Below are 24,590 nucleotides of genomic sequence, written 5' to 3' on the forward strand. Positions count from 1 at the left end.
CCAGAACCCCAGGCACCACCCCCCCCAACCGCAACAAATCATGAGTCAGCCCGGCACAAACCTCGACATCGACCTCAACCCCCTGCCCGCGCAGCCTGTCGACATAAGCCTGCCCTTCATCCAGCAACGGATCAAACCCGGCAAGCAGCACAATAGCCGGCGCAACCCCACGCAGATCCTCCGCCAGCAACGGCGAAAAACGCCAATCCAGATAATCCTCCGGCCCACGCGCATAGTGCTGATAAAACCACTCCAGCGTGTCGTTCTCGAGCAAATACCCCTCACCAAACAACAGCCGCGAATCATGCACCCGCGAAGCATCGGTCACCGGATAACACAACAACTGCGCCTTCGGCGCGATAGCCACCGTGTGCGGCTGCCGCACAGCCTGAATCGCCAGCACCGTCGCCAACGTGGCACCCGCGCTATCACCGCCAAACGCAACGCGCGAACCATCCAGGCCGAGGCTCGCAGCCTGTTCCGCCAGCCAGGCCAAAGCGTCCTCGCCATCCTCCAGCGCTGTCGGAAAGCGATGCTCCGGCGCCAGTCGATAACCGACCGAGAGCACCGCACACGGCGTGCGCTGGCAAAACTCGCGGCAGACGCCGTCGTGGGAATCCAGACTGCCGACCACAAACCCGCCACCGTGGAAATACACCAGCACCGGCAGCGGCGATTCAACACCGTTGGGCCGATACAAACGCAACGCCAGCGCCGCACCGTCACGGGCCTGTGTTTCGATCTCGGTGACTTCAAGATCCTGCGGCGCCGGCCAGCGCAGTTGCGCGGTGGTCTGTTCGAAGGTGGCGCGGGCCTCGCTCGGGGTCAGTTGGTGCATGGCCGGCAGGCCGGCGTCCTGGCTGTCTTGCGCCAGGTCGAGGAAAGCTTCCAGATCAGGGTGTAACGACATCGTTGAAAATCCTTGTATCCGCAATAAGACGGGCGCGCCTGGGCAGCGCCCGCGCAAAAGACCGGGTGATCAACCCACCCGCGCCATGCAATGTTCGATCAACGCTTCAAGTTCACGCTGGTAATCGCTCATCAGCGCATCCATGGTGCCGGCGCGGTAACGCTGACTGCTGTAGATGCAGCGCAACGCCAGTTGCCCGTCATAGACTTGGCCGACGATTTCCAGCCAGTTGCCCAGGTTCGCCTTGAGGCTGTAGTTGTCGCCGGTCTCTTCCAGTGCCGGCACCAGCAACGCCTGTTCATCGAAGCTCTGGTCGAACTGCCCGAGGTAATTGAACGTCACCCGTGCCTTCGGCAATGCAGCCAGTTGCGCGGAGATTTCCGGCCCGGCCAGATGACGCAACACGCCGTAGCCGATGCCCTTCTGCGGTACGCCCGCCAGTTGCGCCTGCACATTGATGATCGACTGGCCGATGTCATCGCTGTCCGGACGCAAACGCACCGGGAACATGCTGGTGAACCAGCCGAGGCTGCGGCTCAGGTCGATCGACTCGAAGAGGTCTTCGCGCCCGTGCCCTTCGAGCAGAATCAGCGCCGACGGTTGCTCGCTCCAGCGGCACAGGGCGCGGCTGAGCGCTGACAACAGCAAGTCGTTGATCTGCGTGCCGTACACCGCCGGGGCCTGTTTGAGCAGTTGTTCGGTGTGCTCGCGGGACAGCTTGAGCCGTGCCTGCGCCTGTTGCCGCACAAGGTTCTTGCCGCGCGGGTTGTCGCACGGCAGATCAACGCCGGGCTGATCCAGTTGCTCCAGCCAATAGCTCAATTCCTGCTCGGCAATCACCGGCGCCTGCGCCTGCAATGCCTCGGCAAACGAACGATAACTGCTGGTGCGAATCGGCAGTTGCGGCGCCAGCCCCTGCACGCACGCCTCATAAGCGACTTTCAGATCGTCGAGCAGAATCCGCCACGACACGGTGTCGACCACCAGGTGATGAATCACCACCAGCAACCGCGCCTGGCCATCCGGCAAGGCCACATGCATGACCCGCCAGACCGGTCCGTCATCGAGTTTGAGGCTGCGCTGCGCGAGGTTGGCCAAGGCTTCGACCTCTTCGCTGCTTTGCGCTTCGCGGCGCCACAGCACAGCCTCGTCGGACGCGCTGCTGCTATAGCGCTGCAACCAGCGCCCGCCGTCGTTGGAAAAACGCAGGCGCAGCGAATCGTGATGCTGTTCGATCAAGCCCAGCGCCTGTTCCAGGGCATCGAGATCCAGCGGCTGACGTGCGCTGAGCAGCAACGACTGGTTGTAGTGATGCGCCTCGGCCATGCCTTCGGCGAAGAACCATTGCTGGATCGGCAGCAGATTGAACGCGCCCTCTGCGGCAACCTGAGTCAGGTCCGGCAGCGCTTGCCCGGCGCCCTCCTTCGCCACTTGCTGCTCGAGAATGCCGGCGATGGTTTGATAGCGCATCAGATCGCGCAGCTTCAGTTCCATCTGCAGGGTCGGGTGGTTTCGCACCCGCGAGATCACTTGCAGGCTGAGGATCGAATCGCCGCCCAGTTCAAAGAAGTTATCGCTGATACCGACCTGCTCGACCTGCAACACCTGCGCCCAGATCTCGGCCAGCAAGGTTTCCTGCTCGGTGCGCGGGGCAACATATTCGTCGCTTTTGAACTCCGGCTCCGGCAGGGCCTTGCGATCGAGTTTGCCGTTGGGCGTAACCGGGAACGCGCTGAGGCAGACGATCTGCGCCGGCACCATGTATTCCGGCAGCGAAGCGCGCAGTCCGGCCTTGAGTTCATCGCCGATATCATCACCCGTGGCGGTGACCACATAACCGATCAGTTGCTTGCCGGAGGCATTGTCGCGGGCAATCACCAGCGCATCGCTGACCGCCGGCAACTGACGCAGGCTGGCCTCGACTTCGCCCAGCTCGATGCGGAAGCCACGCACCTTGACCTGATGGTCGATGCGCCCGACGTAATCGACCACGCCGTCCGCGCGACGGCGCACCAGATCGCCGCTGCGGTACAGGCGCTCACCCGGGGCAAACGGGTTGGGCACGAAGCGTTCGCCGGTCAGATCGGGGCGCCCGTAATAACCGCGAGCGACGCCGTAACCGCCGATGTACAACTCACCGGCAAAACCCGGCGGCAGCGGATTCAGATCGTCGTCGAGCACGTACAGCGAACGCGCACCCACCGCGCGGCCGATCGGCGCATACGCCGCTTCGCAGTGCTGGCTGATGGCGACCTTCCAGAGCATCGGCGTGACCACGGTTTCGGTCGGGCCGTAGCCGTTGGTGAAGAACTGCGGACGCAATGCGGCTTTGACCTGTTCGAAGGTCTGCTCCGGCACCGCATCGCCACCGAAGCAGTAGATGCGCACCGGCGGCGGTGCAATGCCGCTGGCGGCGGCGTATTCGGCCAGTTGCTTGAGATAGGCCGGCGGGAAGCAGGCGATGGTCACGCCGTAATCGTGCAGGGCCTGATAGGTCTGCTCCGGCGTCCACAGGCATCCGTCGCGAATCACCAGACGACCGCCGCTGTACAAGGTACTCAGCCAGCGTTCGTGAGCGCCGTCGAAGGCGAACGACATAAAGTGCAATTCGCAACTGCTCGCGTCCATTTCGTACAACTCGGCGATCGCCTGGCAGTGCATGCTCAGCGGTCCCTGGGTCACGGCCACGCCTTTCGGCCGTCCGGTGGAACCGGAGGTGTAAACCAGATAGGCCAGGCTCTGCTCGTGAACATCGCAGACCGGGGCGGCATCGCTGTAAAGACTGCGATCGAGTTGATCGATTTCCAGACGCCGCACGCCTTGTGGTGCAGGCAACGTCGCGCGCAGGCTGGTTTGCGTCAGCAGCAGGGCCATGCGCGAATCTTCGATCATGTAGGCCAGACGCTCCGGCGGGTAATCGATGTCCAGCGGCACGTACGCCGCACCGCTCTTGAACACGGCGAGGAAGCTCACCAGCATTTCCAGCGAACGCGGCAATGCCACGCCGATCACCACTTCCGGCCCGGCGCCATGGGCGATCAGGCACTGCGCAAGTCGATTGGCCTGCCGCTCCAGTTCGGCGTAGCTCAGGCTTTCGCCGGCGCATTGCACCGCGATCGCGTCGGGCTGCTGTTGCGCATGACGGCTGATCAGCTCCGGCAGCAACTGCGGCGCGTGGCGGTGGGAAGGCTCGGCACTCCAGGCCTGCGCCGCTTGCCATTGTTCGGCGGACAGACGCTGCAAGTTGCCCAGCCGCTCATACGGCGCGGCCATCATCGCCGCGAGGGTGTTTTCCAGGGTCAGGCGAATGCCTTGCACCGCCTCGGCGCTGAAGTGGCTGCGCAGGTACAGGTACTCGATCGACAACTCGTCGCCGAGCATCACCGCAAGGTCCATCGGCACGTTGGTCACGCCGTGGCCGATGGATTTGCCGAAGGTCAGCTCGGTGTCGGTTTCTTCCTGCAAGCGCTCGTCGATCGGGAAGTTTTCGAACACCACGATGCTGTCGAACAGCGCCTGACCACCGAGGTTCGACCAGCGCTGCACATCGGCCAGCGGTGCCTGGGAATAATCCCGAATGTCGAGGTTGTAGGCCTGCACTTCGCCCAGCCAGTCGGCCAGACGCTGATCGGCTTGTGGGGTCTGAATGATCGGCAAGGTGTTGATGAACAGGCCGAGCATGTTGCCGACGTTTGGCAGACTTTCCGGGCGCCCCGATACGGTGGCGCCGAAGGTCACCGTCTGCTGACCGGTGTAGCGTTGCAACAGCAGCAGCCACGCGCCCTGGATCAGTGTGTTGGGGGTGATACGCAGGTCGCGGCAGAACTCCAGCAGGCGTGCGGTTTGCGCCTTGTCCCAATTTGAATAGAGCGCATCGTGACCAGTAACGTCGGCACTATGACGCGGGTGCATCGCCTGACTCAGCGCGGTCGGTTCGTTGACCACCGCCAGACGCGCCTTCCAGAACAGCTCCTGGGCATCCTGATCCTGCGCCTGCAACCAGGCAATGAAGTCGCGATAGCGGCCATTTTCGCCAGTCACCTCGCCCGTGGAGTAGTACTGCAAGACCTCACCGAACAACCGCGAACTGCTCCAGCCATCCATCAGAATGTGATGGCTGGTCCAGATCATCTGGTACTGCTCGTCGCCCAGCTGCAGCAGGGTCACCCGCTGCAATCGCGCTTCGGCCAAGTCGAAGCCCAGCGCGCGATCAGCGCTGGCGAACTCGGCAATCACCGCCTCGCTGCAGTCCTGCTCGCGCCAATCGAGCACCTGCATCTGCAGCGGCGCCTGGCGATGGACGACCTGAAGCGGTTTGGCCAGGCCGTCCTGCCAATGGAAACTGGTGCGCAGGATCGCCTGACGCACAATGATGAATTCCCAGGCCCGGCGGAAACGCTCAACGTCGAGGCCCTTGATCGGCAGGCTGACCTGTTGCACATAGAGGCTGCTGCCGTTATCCGACAGGGTGTGGAAGAGCATGCCTTCCTGCATCGGCGACAGCGGATAGACGTCTTCGATCAGCTCCGCCGGCACCGGCAAGGCATCGAGCTGCGCTTGATCCAGTTGCGCCAACGGGTAGTCGGCGGCGCTGGCGGATTGCGCGTCTGCAAGCGAAACCACTGCGGCCAGTTTCTGCACCGTCTGCTGCTGGAACAGGTCTTTGGGCGTGAAGCAAATGCCCTGCTGCCGCGCGCGGCTGACCAGTTGAATCGAGATGATCGAATCACCGCCGAGGGCGAAGAAATTGTCGGTCACGCCGATCTGCTCGATCTTCAGAATGTCCTGCCAGACCTCGGCCAGCTGCTGCTCCAGCGGCGTCGACGGCGCGACGTAATCGCGTTGTGCCTGGCTGGCATCCGCTGCCGGCAAAGCCTTGCGATCAAGTTTGCCGTTGGGTGTCAGCGGCAATTGTTCGAGGAACAGCCACTGCGCCGGCACCATGTAGTCCGGCAGATGCGCCTTGAGCGCGGCTTGCAACTCAGCACTCAGCACGTCCAGTTGCGCAGGGCTTTGATCGGCCTCGGCCGGCACCACATAAGCCACCAGTTGCTGGCCGCCGACGCCGTCCACCGCCAGCACCACGCCTTCGCGCACGCTGGCCTGGGCCAGCAGACGCGCTTCGATTTCGCCCAGTTCAATACGGAAGCCACGCACCTTGACCTGATGGTCGATGCGGCCGACGTATTCGATACGGCCGTCGTCCATGAAACGCGTCAGGTCGCCGGTGCGGTACATACGCTCGCCGTTGCTCGCCAACGGGTTGGGCACGAAACGTTCGGCAGTCAGGCCCGGGCGCAACAGATAGCCACGGGTGATGCCTTCACCGGCCAGATACAGCTCCGCTGCGATGCCGACCGGCGCTTGCTGCAATTGCTCGTCGAGCAGGTACGCAGTGGTATTGCGCAAAGGCCGGCCGATATTGGCCTGGCCACCGAGCTCGCGACGGGTCCAGGTCGAATACGTGGTGTCTTCGGAAGGCCCGTACAGATCGTAAACGTGGACGACCGAAGTCTCGCGGTACAAGGTGTCGACCAGCGCCTGCTTGAGCGGCTCGCCGGCCAGATTGATGATGCGCACGCCCGGCGGGATCTGGCCGATGCGTTGCAACGCGGCAATCGCCGACGGCACAGTGTTGATCAGGCGCACCTGATCACGCTCGGGCAAGTCCGGCAGCTCCAGGGCATTGCGCGCCATGACCATGGATCCGCCGCGCGCCAGGGTGACGAAAATCTCCCACACCGACAGGTCGAAGCACACCGACGTCGAGGCCAGCACACCTTGCAGATCGTCCTCGCTGTAGACCTCGGCGGACCAGTGAATCAGCGCCTGTACGTTGCGATGGGCGATGGCCACGCCTTTCGGTTTGCCTGTGGAACCGGAGGTGTAGATCACGTAGGCCAGATTGGCCGAGTCGGCGCGCGCCGGCAGGTTGTCCGGTGCCTGCGCGGCGAACGCCTCACCACCGGCCTCGACCAGCACCACGTGTGCTTCGCTGGACGGCAGTTGCGCGAGCAAGGCTTGCTGGGTCAGCAGGACTTTCGCCTGGCTGTCGTCGAGCATGTAGGCCACGCGGTCGGCCGGGTAGTCCGGGTCCAGCGGCACGTAGGTGCCGCCGGCTTTGAGCACTGCCATCAGGGCGATCACCAGTTCCGCCGAACGCGGCAGCGCCACGCCGACGCGCACTTCGGCGGTGACACCCAGTGTCACCAAATGCCGGGCCAACTGGTTTGCCCGCCGGTTCAGTTCGCCGTAGCTCAGCGCCACGCCGGCATGACTCAACGCCAGTGCCTGCGGATGCGCTGCGACCCGCGCTTCAAAGCTCTGCGAAATCAACCGCTCGGCCGGATAAGCCGCGTGATTGTCGTTCCACTGCGCCAGCGTCTGCCGTTCGGCCAGCGGCAGCAGACCGATCTCGCCGAGTGCCCGTTGCGGCGCCTCGATAAATTGCTCCAGCACCTCACGCAGATGCGCGGCCAGAGCGAGCACGCTGCGCTCGGCAAAGTGCTCGGTGAGGTAATTGAAATCGAGGTTGAGCACTTCGCTGGCGCCGGCAATCAGGGTCAGGCCGTAGTTGGTCTGCTCGCGATGCTCCAGACCGGAAAAGCGCAGCCCGCCCGGATTGGCCTCCAGCGCTTCGGACACCGGATAGTTCTCGAATACCAGCAAGGTGTCGAACAACGCTTCGCCACTCAACGCCGCCAGACGCTGAATGTCCTGCAACGGCGTCTGTTCGTAGTCGCGCAACAGCAGGTTCTTGTCCTGCACGCTGCGCACCCAGTCGCCGACGCTGAGGGTGGCTTGCGGGCTGGCGATCACCGGCAGAGTGTTGATGAACAGCCCCAGCTGTTCTTCGATGCCCGGCAAATCCACCGGCCGCCCGGAAACCGTAGCGCCAAACGCCACCGTGGCCTGCCCGGTGTAGCGCTGCAACACCAGCAGCCATGCCGCCTGCACCACGCTGTTGAGGGTCACCTGTTGCTGACGGGAGAAGCTGTTCAGACGCTGGGTCAACGCTTCATCGAAATGCAGACGATGCATCTGTTTGCCCGGCCCCGGCACGGTGCGTCCGTGGCAGGCCGAGGCCAGTCGGGTCGGCTCGTCGAGCTCGGCCAGTTGCCCGCGCCAGAAATCCTGCGCGGCTGCCTTGTCCTGGCCCTGCAGCCAGACCAGAAAATCGCGATAGCGGCCCTGCGCGCTCGGCACCGGCTGGCCGGCGTAATCCTGCAGCACTTCGCCGAACATCCGCGAGTTGCTCCAGCCATCCATGAGGATGTGGTGGCAGGTGAAAATCAGTCGATGGCGATCGTCGGCAGTGCGCAACAGGCACAGGCGCAACAGCGGCGGATTCTGCAGATCGAAGCCACGTTCGCGGTCGGCCTGCGCCCGTGCTTCAAGCACCGCCGGCAGATCGGCGGCATCGCGCACATCGATTTCCGGCATTTCCAGGGTCAGTTGGCGGTTGATCACCTGCAACGGTGCATCGAGGCCATCACGGCCCCAGATGAAACCGGCGCGCAGCACTTCATGGCGATCGACCACCCGTTGCCAGGCTTGCTGGAACCGCGCAACGTCGAGGCCGTCGATGTCCAGCAACATCTGATAGACGTAGGCGCTGGCGTCCGCATCGTACAGGCTGTGGAACAGAATGCCCTGCTGCATCGGCGCCAGCGGATAGATGTCCTCGATGCGCTGGGCGGCAATCGGCAGGCTGTCCAGATGCGCCTGGGACAAACCGGCCAGCGGCACGTCGGACGGCGTGAGGCCGCCCGCATGGCTGAGGCAGTGGTCGATCAATTCGTTCAGTGCCACTTCGTAGGCGCGGGCCAGAGCGGCGATGGTCGTTTCTTCGAAGATGTCGCTGCTGTAGGTCCAGGTCAGGCTCAACTGGCCCTGATAAACCCGGCCATCGATGGTCAGCCAATTGGCCATCGGCGCGTTTTCGTCCTGGCCGGCGCCCTTGTCTTCGGTGGCCGGCCGCCACAAGGCGTCTTCGTCGAAGTTGTTATCGAACTGGCCGAGGTAGTTGAACGTCACTTGCGGTTGCGCCAGTTCACGCAGCGCCGCTTGTGCTTCGGCGGTGCCGAGATAACGCAACAAGCCATAGCCGATGCCCTTGTTGGGGATCGCGCGCAGTTGCTCCTTGATGCCTTTGATCGAGCTTTCCAGGCTGGCGTTTGGTGTCAGGCGTACCGGGAACATGCTGGTGAACCAACCCACGGTGCGGCTCAGGTCGATGTCATCGAAGAGGTCTTCGCGGCCATGGCCTTCGAGCTGCACCAGCGCACTGTCGCTGGCGGTCCACTCGCAGAGGACCCGCGCCAGTGCGGTCAGCAGCAGGTCGTTGACTTGAGTGCGGTAGATCGCCGGAGCCTGTTGCAGCAGCTGGCGAGTGCGTTCGGCGTCCAGCCGCGTGTCGACGCTGCGTTCGAAGCGGTTGTTCAACTGGCCCTGCGGATTATCCAGCGGCAAACCGAGCGGCGCGTCGCGCAACTGTTCGCGCCAGTAACTCAGTTCGCTGCCCAGCGCCGCGCTGCGCGCATGCTCTTGCAGGCGCAAGCCCCAATCCTTGAACGCGCTGGTCTTGGCCGGCAGATGCACGCGCTGTCCGCCGCTGATCTGCTGATAGGCGCTTTGCAGGTCTTCGAGCAGGATTCGCCACGACACGCCATCGACCACCAAGTGATGAATCACCAGCAGCAGACGCTGACTGGCGTCCGGCAAATCGATCAGCGCCGCGCGGATCAACGGGCCGTTGTGCAGGTCGAGGCTGCGTTGCAGGTCCAGGCACAGCGCTGGCAATGCCGCGCTGTCGTCAAGCGTGAAAGTGCGCAATAACGCTTGTGGTTGATCCGCCGCGCCGTGGCTTTGCTGCCAGCCCTGCTCGGTTTGGCGATAACGCAGACGCAAGGCGTCATGCTGTTTTTGCACCTGCGCCAAGGCCTGTTGCAGCGCCGCGGCTTGCAGGGTTTTCGCCGGGGTCAGCAGGATCGACTGGTTCCAGTGATGCCGCGCCGGGATGTCGCTGTGGAAGAAATACTGCTGGATCGGCGTCAGCGGCGCGTCGCCAAGCACTTCGCCCTGCTCCGTCTGCACCGCGTCGCTCTGCTGCGCGACGGTGGCCAGACGCTGCACGGTCTGATGCTGGAAAATATCCTTGGGCGTAAAACGAATGCCGGCCTGCCGCGCGCGGCTGACCACTTGAATCGAAATGATCGAATCGCCGCCCAGCTCGAAGAAATTATCGTGAAGCCCGACCCGCTCGACCTTGAGCACGTCCTGCCAAATCTCCGCCAGACGCTGTTCCAGTTCGCTGCGCGGCGCGGCGTAGGCCTCTTGCACGTGCGCAACGTCCGGCTGCGGCAGTTGTTTGCGATCGAGCTTGCCGTTGGCGGTCAGCGGCAGCCGGTCGAGGAACGCCCAACTGACCGGAACCATGTAATCCGGCAGGGTTTCGCGCAGGTGCAGCTTGATCGAATCGCGCAGCGCGCCCTGCTCGTCCGCGTTCAATGTCTCGGCCGGCACGACCCAGGTCGCCAGTTGCTGACCGCTGAGGCCGTCCACCGCCAGCACCACCGCTTCGCGCACCTGTGGATGCTTGAGCAGTTGCGCTTCGATTTCGCCGAGCTCGATGCGGAAACCACGGATTTTTACCTGGTGGTCGATACGACCGATGTACTCGATCACCCCGTCGCCGCGCAGCCGTGCGAGGTCGCCGGTACGGTAAAGACGCTGGCCGGCGTTGCGGTTGAACGGGTCGGGCACGAAGCGCGTGGCGCTCATGCCGGCCTGATTCAGATAACCACGGGCCAGACCGGCGCCAGCGATGTACAACTCACCAATGCAACCTTGCGGTACCAGGTTCAGCGAGCTGTCGAGCAAGTACCACGACAGGTCGACAATCGGTGCGCCGATCGGGCTGCTGTGATTGCTCTGCAGATCCGCCAGCGACAACGGCCGGTAAGTGACGTGCACGGTGGTTTCGGTGATGCCGTACATGTTGATCAGCGTCGGCGCGCGGTCGCCAAAATGCTCGAACCACGGACGCAGATTCTGTACTTCCAGCGCCTCGCCGCCGAACACCACGTAACGCAGGGCATTGCTGCGGCTCGACTCGCAGGCGACCTGCATCAACGGCTTGAACGCCGACGGTGTCTGGTTCAGCACCGTGACGTTTTCATCGCACAGCAGCGTGTAGAAATCCTCCGGCGAACGGCTGACATCGTGCGGCACCACCACCAGTTTGCCGCCGTACAACAGCGCGCCGAAAATCTCCCACACCGAAAAGTCGAACGCGTAGGAATGGAACAGCGTCCAGCTGTCCTGCGCGCCGAAATCGAACCAGTGCTCGGTGGCGCTGAACAGGCGCATCACGTTGCCGTGCGGCAGCAAGGCGCCCTTCGGTTTGCCGGTGGAACCGGAGGTGTAGATGACGTAGGCCAGATTGTCCGGCGTGGTCAAGCATGGCGGGTTGCTTGCGATGCCGTGCTCCGGCGTTTGATCCAGATCGAGGCAGACCAGCCCCGGCGGAATCGGTAATTTCCCGAGCAAATGCCCCTGGGTCAACAGCAAGTGAATGCCGCTGTCGCCGATCATGTAGCTCAAACGGTCATCCGGGTAGCTCGGGTCCAGCGGCACATAGGCGCCGCCGGCCTTCAGCACCGCGAGAATGGCGACGATCATGTCCAGCGAACGCTCCACCGCAACGCCGACGCGCACGTCCGGGCCGACACCCTGCTCGATCAGCGTATGCGCCCACAGGTTGGCGCGGTGATTGAGTTCAGCGTAGGTCAGGCGTTGCCCGGCACAGCTCACCGCCACCGCATCGGCATGCCGCTCGGCCTGGGCCTCGATGGCTTGCTGGATGCACTGGGTCAGCGGCTGTTCAATCAGCGGCGGATTCCATTGCGCCAACAGCTGTTGCTGCTGGCCTGCATCGAGCATTGGCAGCTGGCCGATACGCTGGCTCGGCTCGGCGACGATCGCTTGCAACAGCGCGGTCCAGTGCTGCGCCAGGCGCTCGATGGTCGCTGCGTCGAACAGGTCAGTGGCGTACTTCAGCACCGCTTCGATGCCGTGGGCCTGTTCGGTGGTGTTGAGGGTCAGGTCGAATTGCGCGGTCTGGCTCTGCCATTCCAGCGGTTCGATGTTCAGGCCGTTGAGGCGTGTCGCGATGCTCGCGCGGCGCTCGGCCTGGTGGTTGAACATCACCTGGAACAACGGACTGTGACTGAGGCTGCGGCCCGGTTCCAGCGCTTCGACCAGTTGCTCGAAGGGCAAGTCCTGATGCGCCTGCGCCTCCTGCGCCGTCTGTTTGACCTGACGCAGCAGTTCGATAAACGGCAGCTCTGCGTCGATGTCCGCCTTGAGCACCTGGGTGTTGACGAAGAAGCCGATCAGGCGCTCGATTTCCACCCGGCCACGGTTGGCCACCGGCACGCCGACACGGATGTCGCTTTGCCCGCTGTAGCGATGCAGCAAGGCCTGAAACGAAGCCAGCAGCAACACGAACAGGGTGACGTTTTCCTGCCGGGCAAAGGCCTTGAGGGCATGGCTCAGCGCCGGATCAAGAATCAGGTTGTGGCTGGCGCCGGCAAAGCTTTGATCGACCGCGCGCGGGCGATCCAGCGGCAGTTCCAGCACCGGTTGTTCGCCGCCGAGCTTTTCCTGCCAGTAGGCCAGTTGGCGCTCCTGCTCACCGGCCTCCATCCACTGGCGCTGCCACAAGGCGTAATCGGCGTATTGAATCGGCAGCGCCGGCAGACCGGCGTCGTGACCGAGGTTGAAACCGGCATAGAGCTGCACCAGTTCCTCGATCATCACTTGCAGCGACCAGCCATCGGAAACGATGTGGTGCAGGGTCAGCACCAGCACATGGTCATCGGGGTTGACCTGCAGCAGCGCGGCACGCAGCAACGGGCCGTGCTGCAGATCGAAAGTCTTTTGGCTCTGAGTCTGGACGAAAGCCTGGATCGAGTGCTCCGGGTCATTCGCCGGATCAGCGCTCAGGTGATGAATCTCCAACGCAAAGGGTCCTGCGGACAGGACCACTTGCAAGGGTTGTGCGCTGTCTTGAGTGAATACGGTGCGCAAGGTTTCGTGGCGCTCGATCAGCGCCGCAATGCTGCGTTCCAGTGCCGGCACATCCAGCGGCCCCTGCAAGCGCAGGGCCGTCGGAATGTTGTAGGCCGCGCTGTGCGGTGCCCACTGCCAGAGGAACCACTGGCGCTGCTGAGCGTAGGACAGCAGCAACGGCTCTTCAGCCGTGCGCTTGAAAACCGGGGCAATGTCAAAGAGGTTGACGCCTTTCTGCTTGAGCAGAACCGCCAGAGCCTTTCTTTGCTTAGCCGAAAGTTGTCCTACCGACTCGATTAACTCTTGCACGCGTTTTTCCCTCTCAAGAAATCAGTTTTTCCAGATCATCGAGGGATAGACGTTTGAGGGCCTCCAGTGATTTAGCCAATTCATCCTGAACGGGCGACATTTCGACGCGCAGCGCTTCGATCCGCGCGCAGAACTCCTTGAGGGTGTCGGTTTCGAACAGCGCCTTGAGCGGCACCTTGTCGCCGAGGCGCTCCTGCACCCTGGTCACCACCAGCGTCGCCAGCAGCGAATGCCCGCCAAGCTGGAAGAAGTTGTCCGCCAGCCCTACCCGCTCGACTTTCAGCACTTCTTGCCAGATCGTCGCGACCTCCCATTGCAGATCGCTTTGCGGCGCTAGGTATTGCTCCTGCGTCGGGCTCTCGCCCAACGCCATCAGCGCCTTGCGATCGAGCTTGCCGTTGGGCGTCAGCGGGATCGCGTCGATCAGGTGCAGATGCCCCGGCACCATGTGCGCCGGCAAGCGGCTGGCCAAGGCATTGCGCACCCGCTCGGCCAGCGTCGACCGCTCGCTGTCCGGTGCGGCGACGAGGTAGGCATGCAGGTGTTTGCCTGCGGCGCCGTCCTGCGCCAGTACCACCGCCTCACGGATATCGTCGAGTTCCAGCAGGCGTGCTTCGATCTCGCTGAGTTCGATGCGGAAGCCGCGAATCTTCACCTGATGGTCGGCGCGACCGATGTACTCGATGTTGCCATCGTCGCCCTGGCGCACCAGATCGCCGGTGCGGTACAGGCGCTCGCCGTTGCTCGCGTAAGGATTCGGCACAAAGCGTTCGGCGGTCAGCGCGGCGCGGCGCAGATAGCCGCGCGTCACCCCGGCACCAGCGAGGTACAGCTCGGCCGCCACGCCCTCGGGCAGCGCCTGCAACTGACTGTCGAGCAGGTAGGCCACGGTGTTGTCCAGCGGCCGGCCAATGTTCGCCCGGCCCTGCGGGGTGCGCAGGGTGAAGGTCGAATAAGTGGTGTCCTCCGACGGCCCGTAAAGATCGTAGACCTGCTGCACCTGAGTGCTGGCATAGACGCTGTCGACCAGACTCTGCTTGAGCGGTTCGCCGGCCAGATTGATGGTGCCGACCGAAGCCGGAATCTGCCCGGCCCGTTGCAACGCGGCGATCGCCGACGGCACGGTATTGATCAGCGTTACCTCATCGCGCGCCGGCAAATCCGCCAGCGCCAGGGCGTTGTCGGCCAGCACCAGGCAGCCTCCGCAGGCCAGCGTGACGAAGATTTCCCACACCGAGAGATCGAAGCAGATCGAGGTCGAGGCCAGCACGCCGCGCAATTGTTCTTCGCGATAGACCCCAGCCGACCATTGAATCAGCGCCGATAGATTGCCGTGGCTGATTGCTACGCCTTTCGGTTTGCCGGTGGAGCCGGAGGTGTAGATCACGTACGCCAGATTTTCAGCCGCGAGGTTAACCAGCGGCGCAGTGGCCGGGTATTCGCTGGCGACGTTCTCGTCCACCAGCAGCACCTGTGCGCTCAGGCTTTCAGGCAGCATCGCCAAGGCCGCTGGCTCAGTGAGCAAAACAGCGGCGCGGCTGTCGTCGAGCATGTGCAGCAAGCGTTCCTGCGGGTAATCCGGGTCCAGCGGCACGTAGGCGCCACCGGCCTTGAGAATCGCCAGCAAGCCGACCAGCATGTCCGGCGTGCGGCGCATGCACACGCCGACGCGCACTTCCGGCCCGACGCCCATGCCTTGCAGCTTGTGCGCGAGACGATTGGCCCGGGTATCGAGGTTTTGGTAAGCGATGGATTGCTCAGCGAACAGCACCGCGTTCGCCTGTGGCTGTCGCTGCACCTGCGCGGCGATGTGCGCCAGCACCGTGCGTTGATCCGCCGTGGTAACCGGCGCCTTGCCCCACTCGATCGCTTGTTGCTGTTGTGGCTCGGCGAGCAGTTGCAGCGCGCCCAGCGGCTGCGTGGCGTCGGCGAGGAACTGCTCGAGCAGGCCTTGCAACTGCGCACTCAACGCGCGGATCGCTTGAGCGTCGAAACTGGCCTGATCGTAACTCACGCCCAGACTCAGCTCGCGGCCGGTGACCGCGACCAGCGTCAGCGGATAGTTGGTCTGCTCCTGCCGGCGGATTGCCGAGAACTTCAGGCCCGTCTCAGGGCCCTGCGCCAGTGCTTCAGCCATCGGATAGTTTTCGAACACCAGAATACTGTCGAACAACGCCCCGGCGCCCGTACCGGCCCAGCGCTGAATGTCATACAGCGGCGTGTGTTCGTGCTCGCGCAAGGCCAGGTTGAGGTCTTGCACCTGTTGCAGCCATTGGCTGACGCCGATTTCCGGCGATGGCGCCGCCACCACCGGCAAGGTGTTGATGAACAGGCCGATCTGCTGCTCGACGCCCGGCAAATCGGTTGGCCGTCCGGCGACCGTCGCGCCAAACGCCACGTGATCCTGGCCGGTGTAGCGCTGCAACAGCAGCAGCCACGCCGCTTGTACCAGCGTGTTGAGGGTGACTTTCTGCTCGCGTGCGAAGCGGTTCAGTTCGGCGGTCAGCGGTTCGCTGAACACATGCTCGTGATCGGCATAGCCGCTCGCCGCGTGCCTGACCGGTATGGCGCTGGCCAGTCGCGTCGGCTGTTCAAGGTCCGCCAGCGCCGCACTCCAGAACTGTCGACTGGCCTGCTGATCACGCTGGCCGAGCCATTCGATGTAATCGCGATAACGCCCCTGCCCTGCGCTCGGCGCGATGCCGGCGTAGCGTTGCAGCACTTCGCCGAACAACTGCGAAGTGCTCCAGCCGTCCATCAGGATGTGATGGCAGGTGTAGATCAGGTGATGAGTGTGCTCATCGATGCGCACCAACGTCACGCGCAACAGCGGTGCGTCGAGCAGATCGAAGCTGTTATGCAGATCTTCAGTGGCGAGATGATCAAGTGCTGAATCAAGGCCGGCGCGACCGCTCCAGTCCTGCACTTGCCACGGCATCTGCACGCGGCTGCGCACCACTTGCACCGGCGCGGCGGCATCCTGCGGCCAGACGAACGCCGTGCGCAGAATATCGTGAGCATCAACAGTCTGCTGCCAGGCCTGGCGGAAGCGCTCGGCGTCGAGCTGCTCGACGTCGACGCGCAGCTGATTGGTGTAGGCCGGGCTGTCCGGCTCGTTGCGGCTGTGGAACAGAATGCCTTGCTGCATCGGCGACAGCGGGTACAGATCGACGATGTCACGCGGCGCCATCGGCAGCGCCGACAGCTGCGCCTGGGTCAGGTTGGCGAGTTTGAAGTCCGAGGGTGTCACGCCACCTGCGCAGCTCGCGCAGCAATGTTCGATCAGGCGTTGCAGTTCGCGGCGATAAGCCTCGGCCAGCGCCTCGATGGTCTCGGCGCGATACATGCCGCTGCCGAAGGTCCAGGTCAGTTCCAGCTCACCGCCGAGAACCTGTCCGTCGACGCTCAGCCAATTGCCCAGCGGCGCTTGCCCATCCTGATTGGCGCCGGTGCTGTCAGCGCTTGGCAGGAACAACGCGCCTTGCTCGGCGCTGAACGCGCCGTCGAACTGACCGAGGTAATTGAAGGTCACCCGTGGTTGCGCCAGCGTCTGCAACTCGGCTGCACGCGTGAGGTAACGCAGCACGCCATAACCGATGCCTTTGCCCGGCACCGCCCGCAGTTGCTCCTTGATCGCGCACAGCGACGCAGCGGGATTGGCCTGCGGAGTCAGGCGCACCGGGAACAGGCTGCTGAACCAGCCGACCGTGCGGCTCAGGTCGATGTCGTCGAACAGGTCTTCACGACCGTGGCCTTCGAGCTGGATCAACACCGAAGACTGCTCGCTCCAGTCACACAGCACCCGCGCCAAAGCCGTCAGCAACAGGTCGTTGATCTGCGTGCGATAAGCCGCCGGGGCGACTTTCAGCAGCTTGTCGGTCAATGTCTGGCTCAGGCGCGTACTGGCGCGAGCGGCCTGGGCGCGGGTCTGGCTGTCCACGGCGAAATCTTGTGGCAGTGCCGCGTCTTCCGCCGCCAGGGTCTGGCGCCAATAATCGCGTTCGCCGGCAAGCGCTTCACTCTGCGCATAACGATGCAACTGCTCGGCCCAGTTGTGCAGCGAACTGCTCTGGCCTGGCAACACCGCCGCCGTCCCCGCCGCCAATGCCTGGTAAGACTGCTGCAAGTCCTCAAGCAGAATGCGCCACGACACGCCGTCGACCACCAGGTGATGAATCACCAGCAACAAACGCTGCTCGGCATTCGGCAGAGTGACCAGCACCGCGCGCAGCAACTGCCCGCGCTGCAGATCGAGGCTGCGCTGCGCCGCGTCGGCCACGGCCGGCAAGGCATCGAGACTGTCCAGCTCGCGCAGCCAAAGCAGTTCGGCATCGCGCTGAGTCTGCGGCAACGCCTGCCAGCTATCGCCCGACTGCACAAAGCTCAAGGCCAGCGCTTCGTGCTGCTCGACCAGCGCCGCCAGCGCCTTACGCAAATGTACGGCGTCCAGCGCCAGGGTCGGTTGCAGCATCACCGACTGGTTCCAGTGCTGGCGCTGGGCAATCGGCGTGTCGAAGAAGCGCACCTGAATCGGCAGCAACGGCAACGGCCCACGTGCCACAGGTGCCGCGACGGCAACCGGTTTGGCTTCGATCAGTTTGGCGACGGTAGCCAATTGGCCGATGGTCTGTTTTTCGAACAACTGCTTAGGGCTGAGCTTGATGCCCTGGCGCTTGGCCCGGGCGATGATCTGCAAGCTGAGGATCGAGTCGCCACCCAGTTCGAAGAAGTTATCGCTGCTGCCGACTCTTTCGAGCTTGAGCACGTCGGCCCAGATCGCCGCCAGCTTCTCCTCGATCTCACCGACCGGCGCGACGAACTGCTGGCTGACCACGCCGGGCACTGGCAAGGCACGCTTGTCGAGCTTGCCGTTGGCAGTCAGCGGCAGCTTTTCCAGCAACAGCAACTGCGCCGGCACCATGTAATCCGGCAGCCGCGCCTGCAACTGCTCGCGCAGTTCCTGCGCCTGCACCTTCGCGCCCACCGCCGGCACGCACCATGCCAGCAGTTGCAGGCGCGCCGGGTCGTCATCCAGTGGCAGCGCGAGCACGGCGGCTTCGCTGACACCGTCGAGGCTGAGCAACACCCGCGCGACTTCCGCAGGCTCAACACGGTAGCCGCGCACTTTGACCTGATCGTCGGCACGACCGATGAATTCCAGCGCCTGCTCGCGATTGCGCCGAACCCGGTCGCCGCTGCGGTAGACCCGCGCGCCCGCTGCGCCGAACGGGTCGGGCAGGAAACGTTCGGCGGTCAGCGCCGGCTGATTCAGGTAACCAAGGGCAACGCTGTCGCCGCCGATGTACAGCTCACCGGCGACCTGATCGGCTACCGGGTTGAGCACATCGTCGAGCACATAGACATGGGCACCGGCCAACGCCGTACCGATCGGAACACTGCGCGCCTGGGCGGCGAGTTCTTCGACCTCATGGGTCAGCACGCCCACGGTGGTTTCGCTCGGCCCGTAGTGGTTGATCAGGCGGCAGCCCGGCTTCAGTTGCTGCACGCGCTCGACCAGTGCCGGCGAACAGGCTTCGCCGCCGACGATCAGTGCGTGTTCCGGCAGCACATCGGCAGGCTTGGCCGCCTGCAACAGCGCGGCGAGATGCCCGGGGACGATTTTCAACATGCCAACGCGATGGCAGGCCATGTATTCGGCAAAGCGATCCGGGTCGAAGCCGAGTTCTTCCGGCAGCACATGCAGCAGTCGGCCCGAGCACAACGCGCCGAACAGCACGGTGAAGCCAAGGTCAGCGGCGATGGTCGAGACCAGCGCCATGCTCGCCTCGGGCGCCGGCGCCAGACGTTCGAGGACGCCGCGCACATAACTGCCCAGCGCGCCGTGGCTCACCACTACGCCCTTGGGTTGTCCGGTGGAGCCGGAAGTGTGAATCACGTAGGCCGGCGACTGCGCATACAGCGTCAGCTCAGGCGCGGACGCCGGCAGCGACTGCAATTGCCCCGGCGCAAACTCCAGACCCTGACAGCCCTCACCCGCCACTTCGCTGAGCCGTGCGTCGCCTTCAGCACCGATCAGCGCCCGCGCCTGCGCAGCGCCGAGCATCTGCTTCAGGCGCGCGCTTGGCGCCTTGACGTCGAGTGGCATGTACACCGCGCCAGCCTTGAGAATCGCCAATACGCAAGTCAGCCAGTCCAGCGAACGTTCCAGCAGCACCGCCACCGGTTCGCCGACACTGACGCCCTGCGCACGCAAATAATGGGCGAGACGATTGGCCTCCTGATCCAGCGCCTGGAAAGTCACCGTTTGCTTGAGATCCCGAGCGGCCAGCGCCTGCGGCTGCCGAGCCACTTCACGCGCCCAGTGCTGCAACACCGTCAACGCCGGTTCGCGGTGAATGGCAAGCGCAGCAGGCCGTGGTGTGGCAACCGTGTGCAGTGGCGCCTGCGGCGAGTTGAGCAATTGTGTAAACAGGTCCAGCAACATCGGCACAAAACCGGCGACCGTTTCCGCCCGATAGAGATCGCTGGCGTAGGTCATCTGGCCGTGGATCAGCGCACCGTCGTCGGTGATGTCCAGGGCCAGATCGAAGTGCGTGCCGTCCTTGGCCAGCGGGTATTCACTGACGGTCAGGCCGGGCAAGGCCATCGAGCGCTGTTTCTGCATGCCGACGTTCTGGTTGAACTTGGCCTGGAACAGCGGGTTGTGGCCCAGGGTGCGTTCGGCGACCAATTCGTCGACCAGTTGCTCGAACGGCAACTCCTGATGTGCCTGTGCGCCGAACGCCGCTTCACGCACCTGCGCGAGCAAATCGGCGAAACTGCCGCGCTCATCGACCTGGCAACGCAGCACCTGGGTGTTGACGAAGAAACCGATCAGTCCCTCGACTTCGGCGCGGCCACGGTTGGCATTCGGCACGCCGACACGAATGTTGCGCTCGCCGGCCAGACGCGAAAGGAACAGCGAGAACCCCGCCAGCACCAGCATGAACAGGCTGATGCCCTGGCTGCGCGCAAAAAAGTTGAGCTGTTGCGACAGGTCAGCACCGAAATCGAAACTCAGGGTCTGTCCTGCAAAGCTTTGCGTCATCGGTCGGGCAAAGTCCGGCGCCACTTCCAGCAGCGGATGTTCGTCGCCCAATTGCTGACGCCAGTAGTCGAGCTGGCGTTCACCCTCGCCGGCCTCCAGCCAGCGCCGCTGCCAGATCGCATAGTCGGCGTACTGCAACGGCAGCGCCGGCAATTGCGGTTCGCGCTGCAGGCTGAAAGCCTGATAGCACTGGACGAATTCCTTGACCATGACGTCCATCGACCAGCCATCGGAGACGATGTGATGCATGCTCACCACCAGCACGAACTCATCGTCGGCCAAGGCAAACAGACTGGCGCGCAACAACGGGCCGTGGCGCAGATCGAACGGTTGCGCGGTGACGTCTTGCACGTGTTGCGCGAGCAGTGCTTCGCGCTCTTGCACGGCGACGCCGGTCAGATCGAAGCGTTGCAGCGCAATACTTTGTTGCTCGAGAATCAGCTGATGCGCTTGATCGCCGTCGGTGTGAAACACCGTGCGCAACACTTCATGGCGCGCCAGCAGATGATCGAACGAGCGGCTCAGGGCCGACTCATCCAGCCGGCCTTTCAGACGCAAGCCAGCGGCCATATTGTATGCGGCGCTGTGCGGTTCCAGTTGCCAGAGAAACAGCAGGCGCTGCTGGGCGAACGACAGGGGAATCTGCGCGCAGTCGTGGCGGCTGACCGGCAGCGGCAACAGGCTGAAATCCTTGCCCTCCTCGCGCAGCTTGGCGAGAAACAGCCGACGCTGTTCCAGCGGCAGGCCGACGAACCTTTTTGCAATACGTTCCGCCATCGTGCCGCTCATACTTCTTCTCCTTGCAAAGCATTCATGAACTGATCCAGGTCGGACCAGTCGTCGTCGCCGCTCGTCTCGGCCAGTTGCCCGAGCACCTCGGCGAGATCCGCCAGCAGCGGTTTTTCGAACAGGCTGCGCAGCGGCAGCACCACGCCCATCTGCTCCTTGACCCGGGCAATCACCTGCGCGGCCAGCAACGAATGGCCGCCCAGTTCAAAAAAGTGATCGTCCAGGCCCACACGCGGCACGTGCAGCACCTCGGCCCAGACCTGCGCCAGACACTGCTCGGCCGGCGATTGCGGAGCGCGGTAATCGCCCTGCAACTGCGCCGGATCCGGCGTCGGCAAGGCCTTGCGGTCGAGCTTGCCGCTCGGCGTCAGCGGCAGGTCCGCCAGCAACAGCAGATGCCCCGGCACCATGTAATCCGGCAGGCTGGCTTGCAGCGCCGCGCGGGTCTGCTGACGGAACGCCGTTTGCGTTGCCGCGCTGGCAAGCACCGCAGGTTCTGTCACCACGTAGGCGACCAGTTGCGCTCCACCCGCGAATGGCACCGCCAGCACCACTGCCTCGCGAACGCGCGGACATTGCTGCAGGCGCGATTCGATCTCGCCCAGTTCGATGCGAAAGCCGCGAATCTTCACTTGATGATCGACCCGGCCGACATACTCCAGCGCGCCATCGCCGCGCAGTCGCGCACGGTCGCCGGTGCGGTACAGGCGCTGGCCGTCGGCGAACGGGTCGGCAATGAAACGCTCGGCGCTGAGGCTCGGTTGGCGCTGATAACCGCGCGCCAGACCCGGCCCACCGATGTACAACTCGCCCACCGCGCCTTGCGGCAGCAGGTTCAGATCATCGTCGAGCACGTACAGACGCCGTGCTGCCAGTCCGTGGCCGATCGGCATGCCACGCCACGACACGTCTTGGGCGGTCAGCGCGGTGCAGTCATGAATCGTCGAGACCACCGTGGCCTCGGTCGGGCCGTAGGTATTGAGCAGGCGCACATGCCCCAGCCCGGCCTGCTGCCACAGGCGCAAACCGTCCACCGCCATGGCTTCGCCGCCGACGTGAATCTGCCGCAGCGCGCCGAAACTGGCCGGCGGTTTCGCCGCGTATTCCTGCACCAGCCAATACCAATAAGCCGCCGGCAGGTCGGCCAGAGTGATGCCCTGATCGATGATCACCTGATGCAGCGTCGCGCTGTCCCACAACGGCGCATCGCGCATGACTACGCTGGCGCCATGGCACAGCGGCGGGAAAAACTGCTCGACGAAGCCATCGAAACTGCTGGTGGCGAATTGCAGAACCCGGTCGCCTTCGCGCAGATCGCTGTAGTCGATGGCGCGGGCGATGAACTCGCTCAGCGCGCCATGACTGACCGCCACGCCTTTCGGCCGCCCGGTGGAACCCGAGGTGTAGATCACGTACGCGAGGTTGTCGGCCTCGACCGTGACCGACAGATTGTCGCTCTGCCCGCTGGCGGGCAACTGCTCCAGACACAGGCACTCGATGCCGTCGAGCGGCGGCAGGCTGGCAAGGCTTTGCTGATCACTGAGCAACAGTTGCAAACCACTGTCAGCGAGCACATGGCGCAAGCGTTCGGCTGGGGTCTGTGGATCCAGCGGCACATAGGCACCACCGGCCTTGAGCACGGCCAGCAGCGCTACCGCCAATTCCAGCGAACGCCCCAGCGCGACACCGACCAGCACGTCCGGGCCGACACCCTGTGCGCGCAACTGATGGGCCAAGCGATTGCTTCGAACGTTTAGTTCGTCGTAGCTGAATACTGGTGCAGGGGCAGTGGCCAACAGCACCGCCGGCGCTTGCGCAGTCCGTGCGACCTGCGCTTCGAACAGGCTTTGCACGCTGGTAAACCGAGGCACTGGCGCAGTCGCTTGAATCAACGCTTGCCGCTCGCCCTCGGCGAGCATCGCCATCTCGCCGACCAACTGCTGCGGGTCGCGGCACACCGACTGGAGAATGTTGCGCCAATGCCCGGCCAGCGCGGCGATGGTTGAGGCATCAAAAATATCCGTGGCGTAAGTGAAGGCAGCAAACAGTTGCTCGCCCTCCTCGCGGGTGTCGAGCATCAGATCACTGGTGGCCGCGTGTTGCCGAGCGCTGCCAGCCAGTTGCTCTTCGCTCAGATAGCCCACGCGCAAGCCCGAAGCAAGTTGCGCCTGATGCAAATCGGTGACCAGCGGCTGGTGGTTGAACATCACTTGAAACAGCGGATTGTGGCTCTGGCTGCGCGCCGGTTGCAGGGCTTCGATCAAGGCGTCGAACGGCAGATCCTGATGGGCCTGAGCACCCAGTGCAGCCTGGCGCAGGCTCTGCAGCAGCTCGGCGAATGGCGTTTGTGCAGTGACCGCGCTGCGCAGGATCTGCGTGTTGACGAAGAAGCCGATCAGGCCCTCGGTTTCACTGCGGGTGCGGTTGGCGATCAGCCCGCCGACACGAATATCGGTCTGGCCGCTGTAGCGATGCAACAGGGTCTTGAACGCCGCCAGCAACACCACGAACAACGTCACGCCCTGACGCTGGGCAAGGTTTTTCAGCTCTTCGCGCAAGGCCGCGTCGATCACCGTTTCCAAGCGTGCGCCCTGATGGCTGGACTGCGCCGGATAGGCCCGATCGGTGGGCAACTCCAGCACTGGATGTTCGTCGCCCAGTTGCGTGCGCCAGTAGTCCAGTTGCCGCTCGCGCTCACCGGCCTCCAGCCAGCTGCGCTGCCACAGTGCGTAGTCGCGGTAATGCACGGTCAACGGCGCCAGCGTCGGTTCACGCCCGGCGACCAGCGCGTCGTAAGTGCGCATGAATTCGTCGATCAGAATGTTCATCGACCAGCCGTCGGCGATGATGTGGTGCAGGGTCAGCAGCAGCACGTGTTCCTGCGCGGCCAGGCGCAACAGCCGCAGACTCAGCAGCGGGCCGTTCTGCAGGTCGAAGGCCTGGGTCGCCTCGGCCATCATGTGCTGCTGCGCCAGCGGCAAGCGCTGGGCTTGGGGCAACTCGCTCAGGTCAGTCACGGGTAGTTTCAGTGGCTTAGGTTCGGCCACACGCTGGAAGGCCCGCTCGCCATTTTGGCCGAAGGTGGTGCGCAAACATTCGTGGCGCGCCGCCAGACGGCTGAAGGCTTGCTCCAATGCTTCGACTTGCAGATCGCCATCCAGACGCACCGCCATCGGCAAGTTATAGGCTGCGCTGGTCGGCTCCAGTTGCCAGAGAAACCACATGCGCTGCTGCGCGTAAGACAGGCCGTCACGCTCGGCGATGCCGTCGCAGGCGGTCATTGGAAGCTGCGCAAAATCGATGCCCTCGCGGGCCATGCCGGCGAGGAACAGACGGCGTTTGTCCTGGGGCAATTCGATAAAGCGGCGGGCTAGTTTCTGTGCGTCTGCGGCATTCATGCGTGGAGTCCTTGCTGATCGGCGGCGTGACCTGGAGACCCGGTCGTATCAACAAGAACGA

General features: G+C 63.8%; 4 protein-coding genes. All 4 read right to left on the minus strand.

The window, feature by feature from the left end; all coding sequences use genetic code 11:
* A partial coding sequence (locus D8U61_RS18030) for an alpha/beta hydrolase (RefSeq protein ID WP_130927405.1) occupies positions 1–910 on the minus strand: 910 nt, incomplete at its 3' end.
* Between the two features lie 69 nt (positions 911–979).
* Complete coding sequence (locus tag D8U61_RS18035) at positions 980–13,294, minus strand: non-ribosomal peptide synthase/polyketide synthase (protein WP_130927406.1); 12,315 nt, start codon at positions 13,292–13,294, stop codon at positions 980–982.
* Positions 13,295–13,307: 13 nt separating this feature from the next.
* Positions 13,308–21,131, minus strand: coding sequence for a non-ribosomal peptide synthetase (locus tag D8U61_RS18040; RefSeq protein WP_130927407.1), 7,824 nt, complete (start codon positions 21,129–21,131; stop codon positions 13,308–13,310).
* Positions 21,128–24,529 (minus strand): non-ribosomal peptide synthetase, encoded by a 3,402-nt coding sequence (locus D8U61_RS18045; RefSeq protein WP_130927408.1) that lies wholly within the window; start codon positions 24,527–24,529, stop codon positions 21,128–21,130. The genes D8U61_RS18040 and D8U61_RS18045 overlap by 4 nt, the downstream gene beginning before the upstream one ends.
* Positions 24,530–24,590: the final 61 nt, after the last annotated feature.

The sequence above is a fragment of the Pseudomonas sp. Sample_14 genome (assembly GCF_004307515.1).
Taxonomy (GTDB): Bacteria; Pseudomonadota; Gammaproteobacteria; order Pseudomonadales; family Pseudomonadaceae; genus Aquipseudomonas; species Aquipseudomonas atacamensis.

Coding starts and splice junctions, on each gene's coding strand:
- D8U61_RS18040 (WP_130927407.1), bottom strand. CDS start 21,131: ATGAGCGGCACGATGGCGGAACGTATTGCAAAAAGGTTCGTCGGCCTG.
- D8U61_RS18045 (WP_130927408.1), bottom strand. CDS start 24,529: ATGAATGCCGCAGACGCACAGAAACTAGCCCGCCGCTTTATCGAATTG.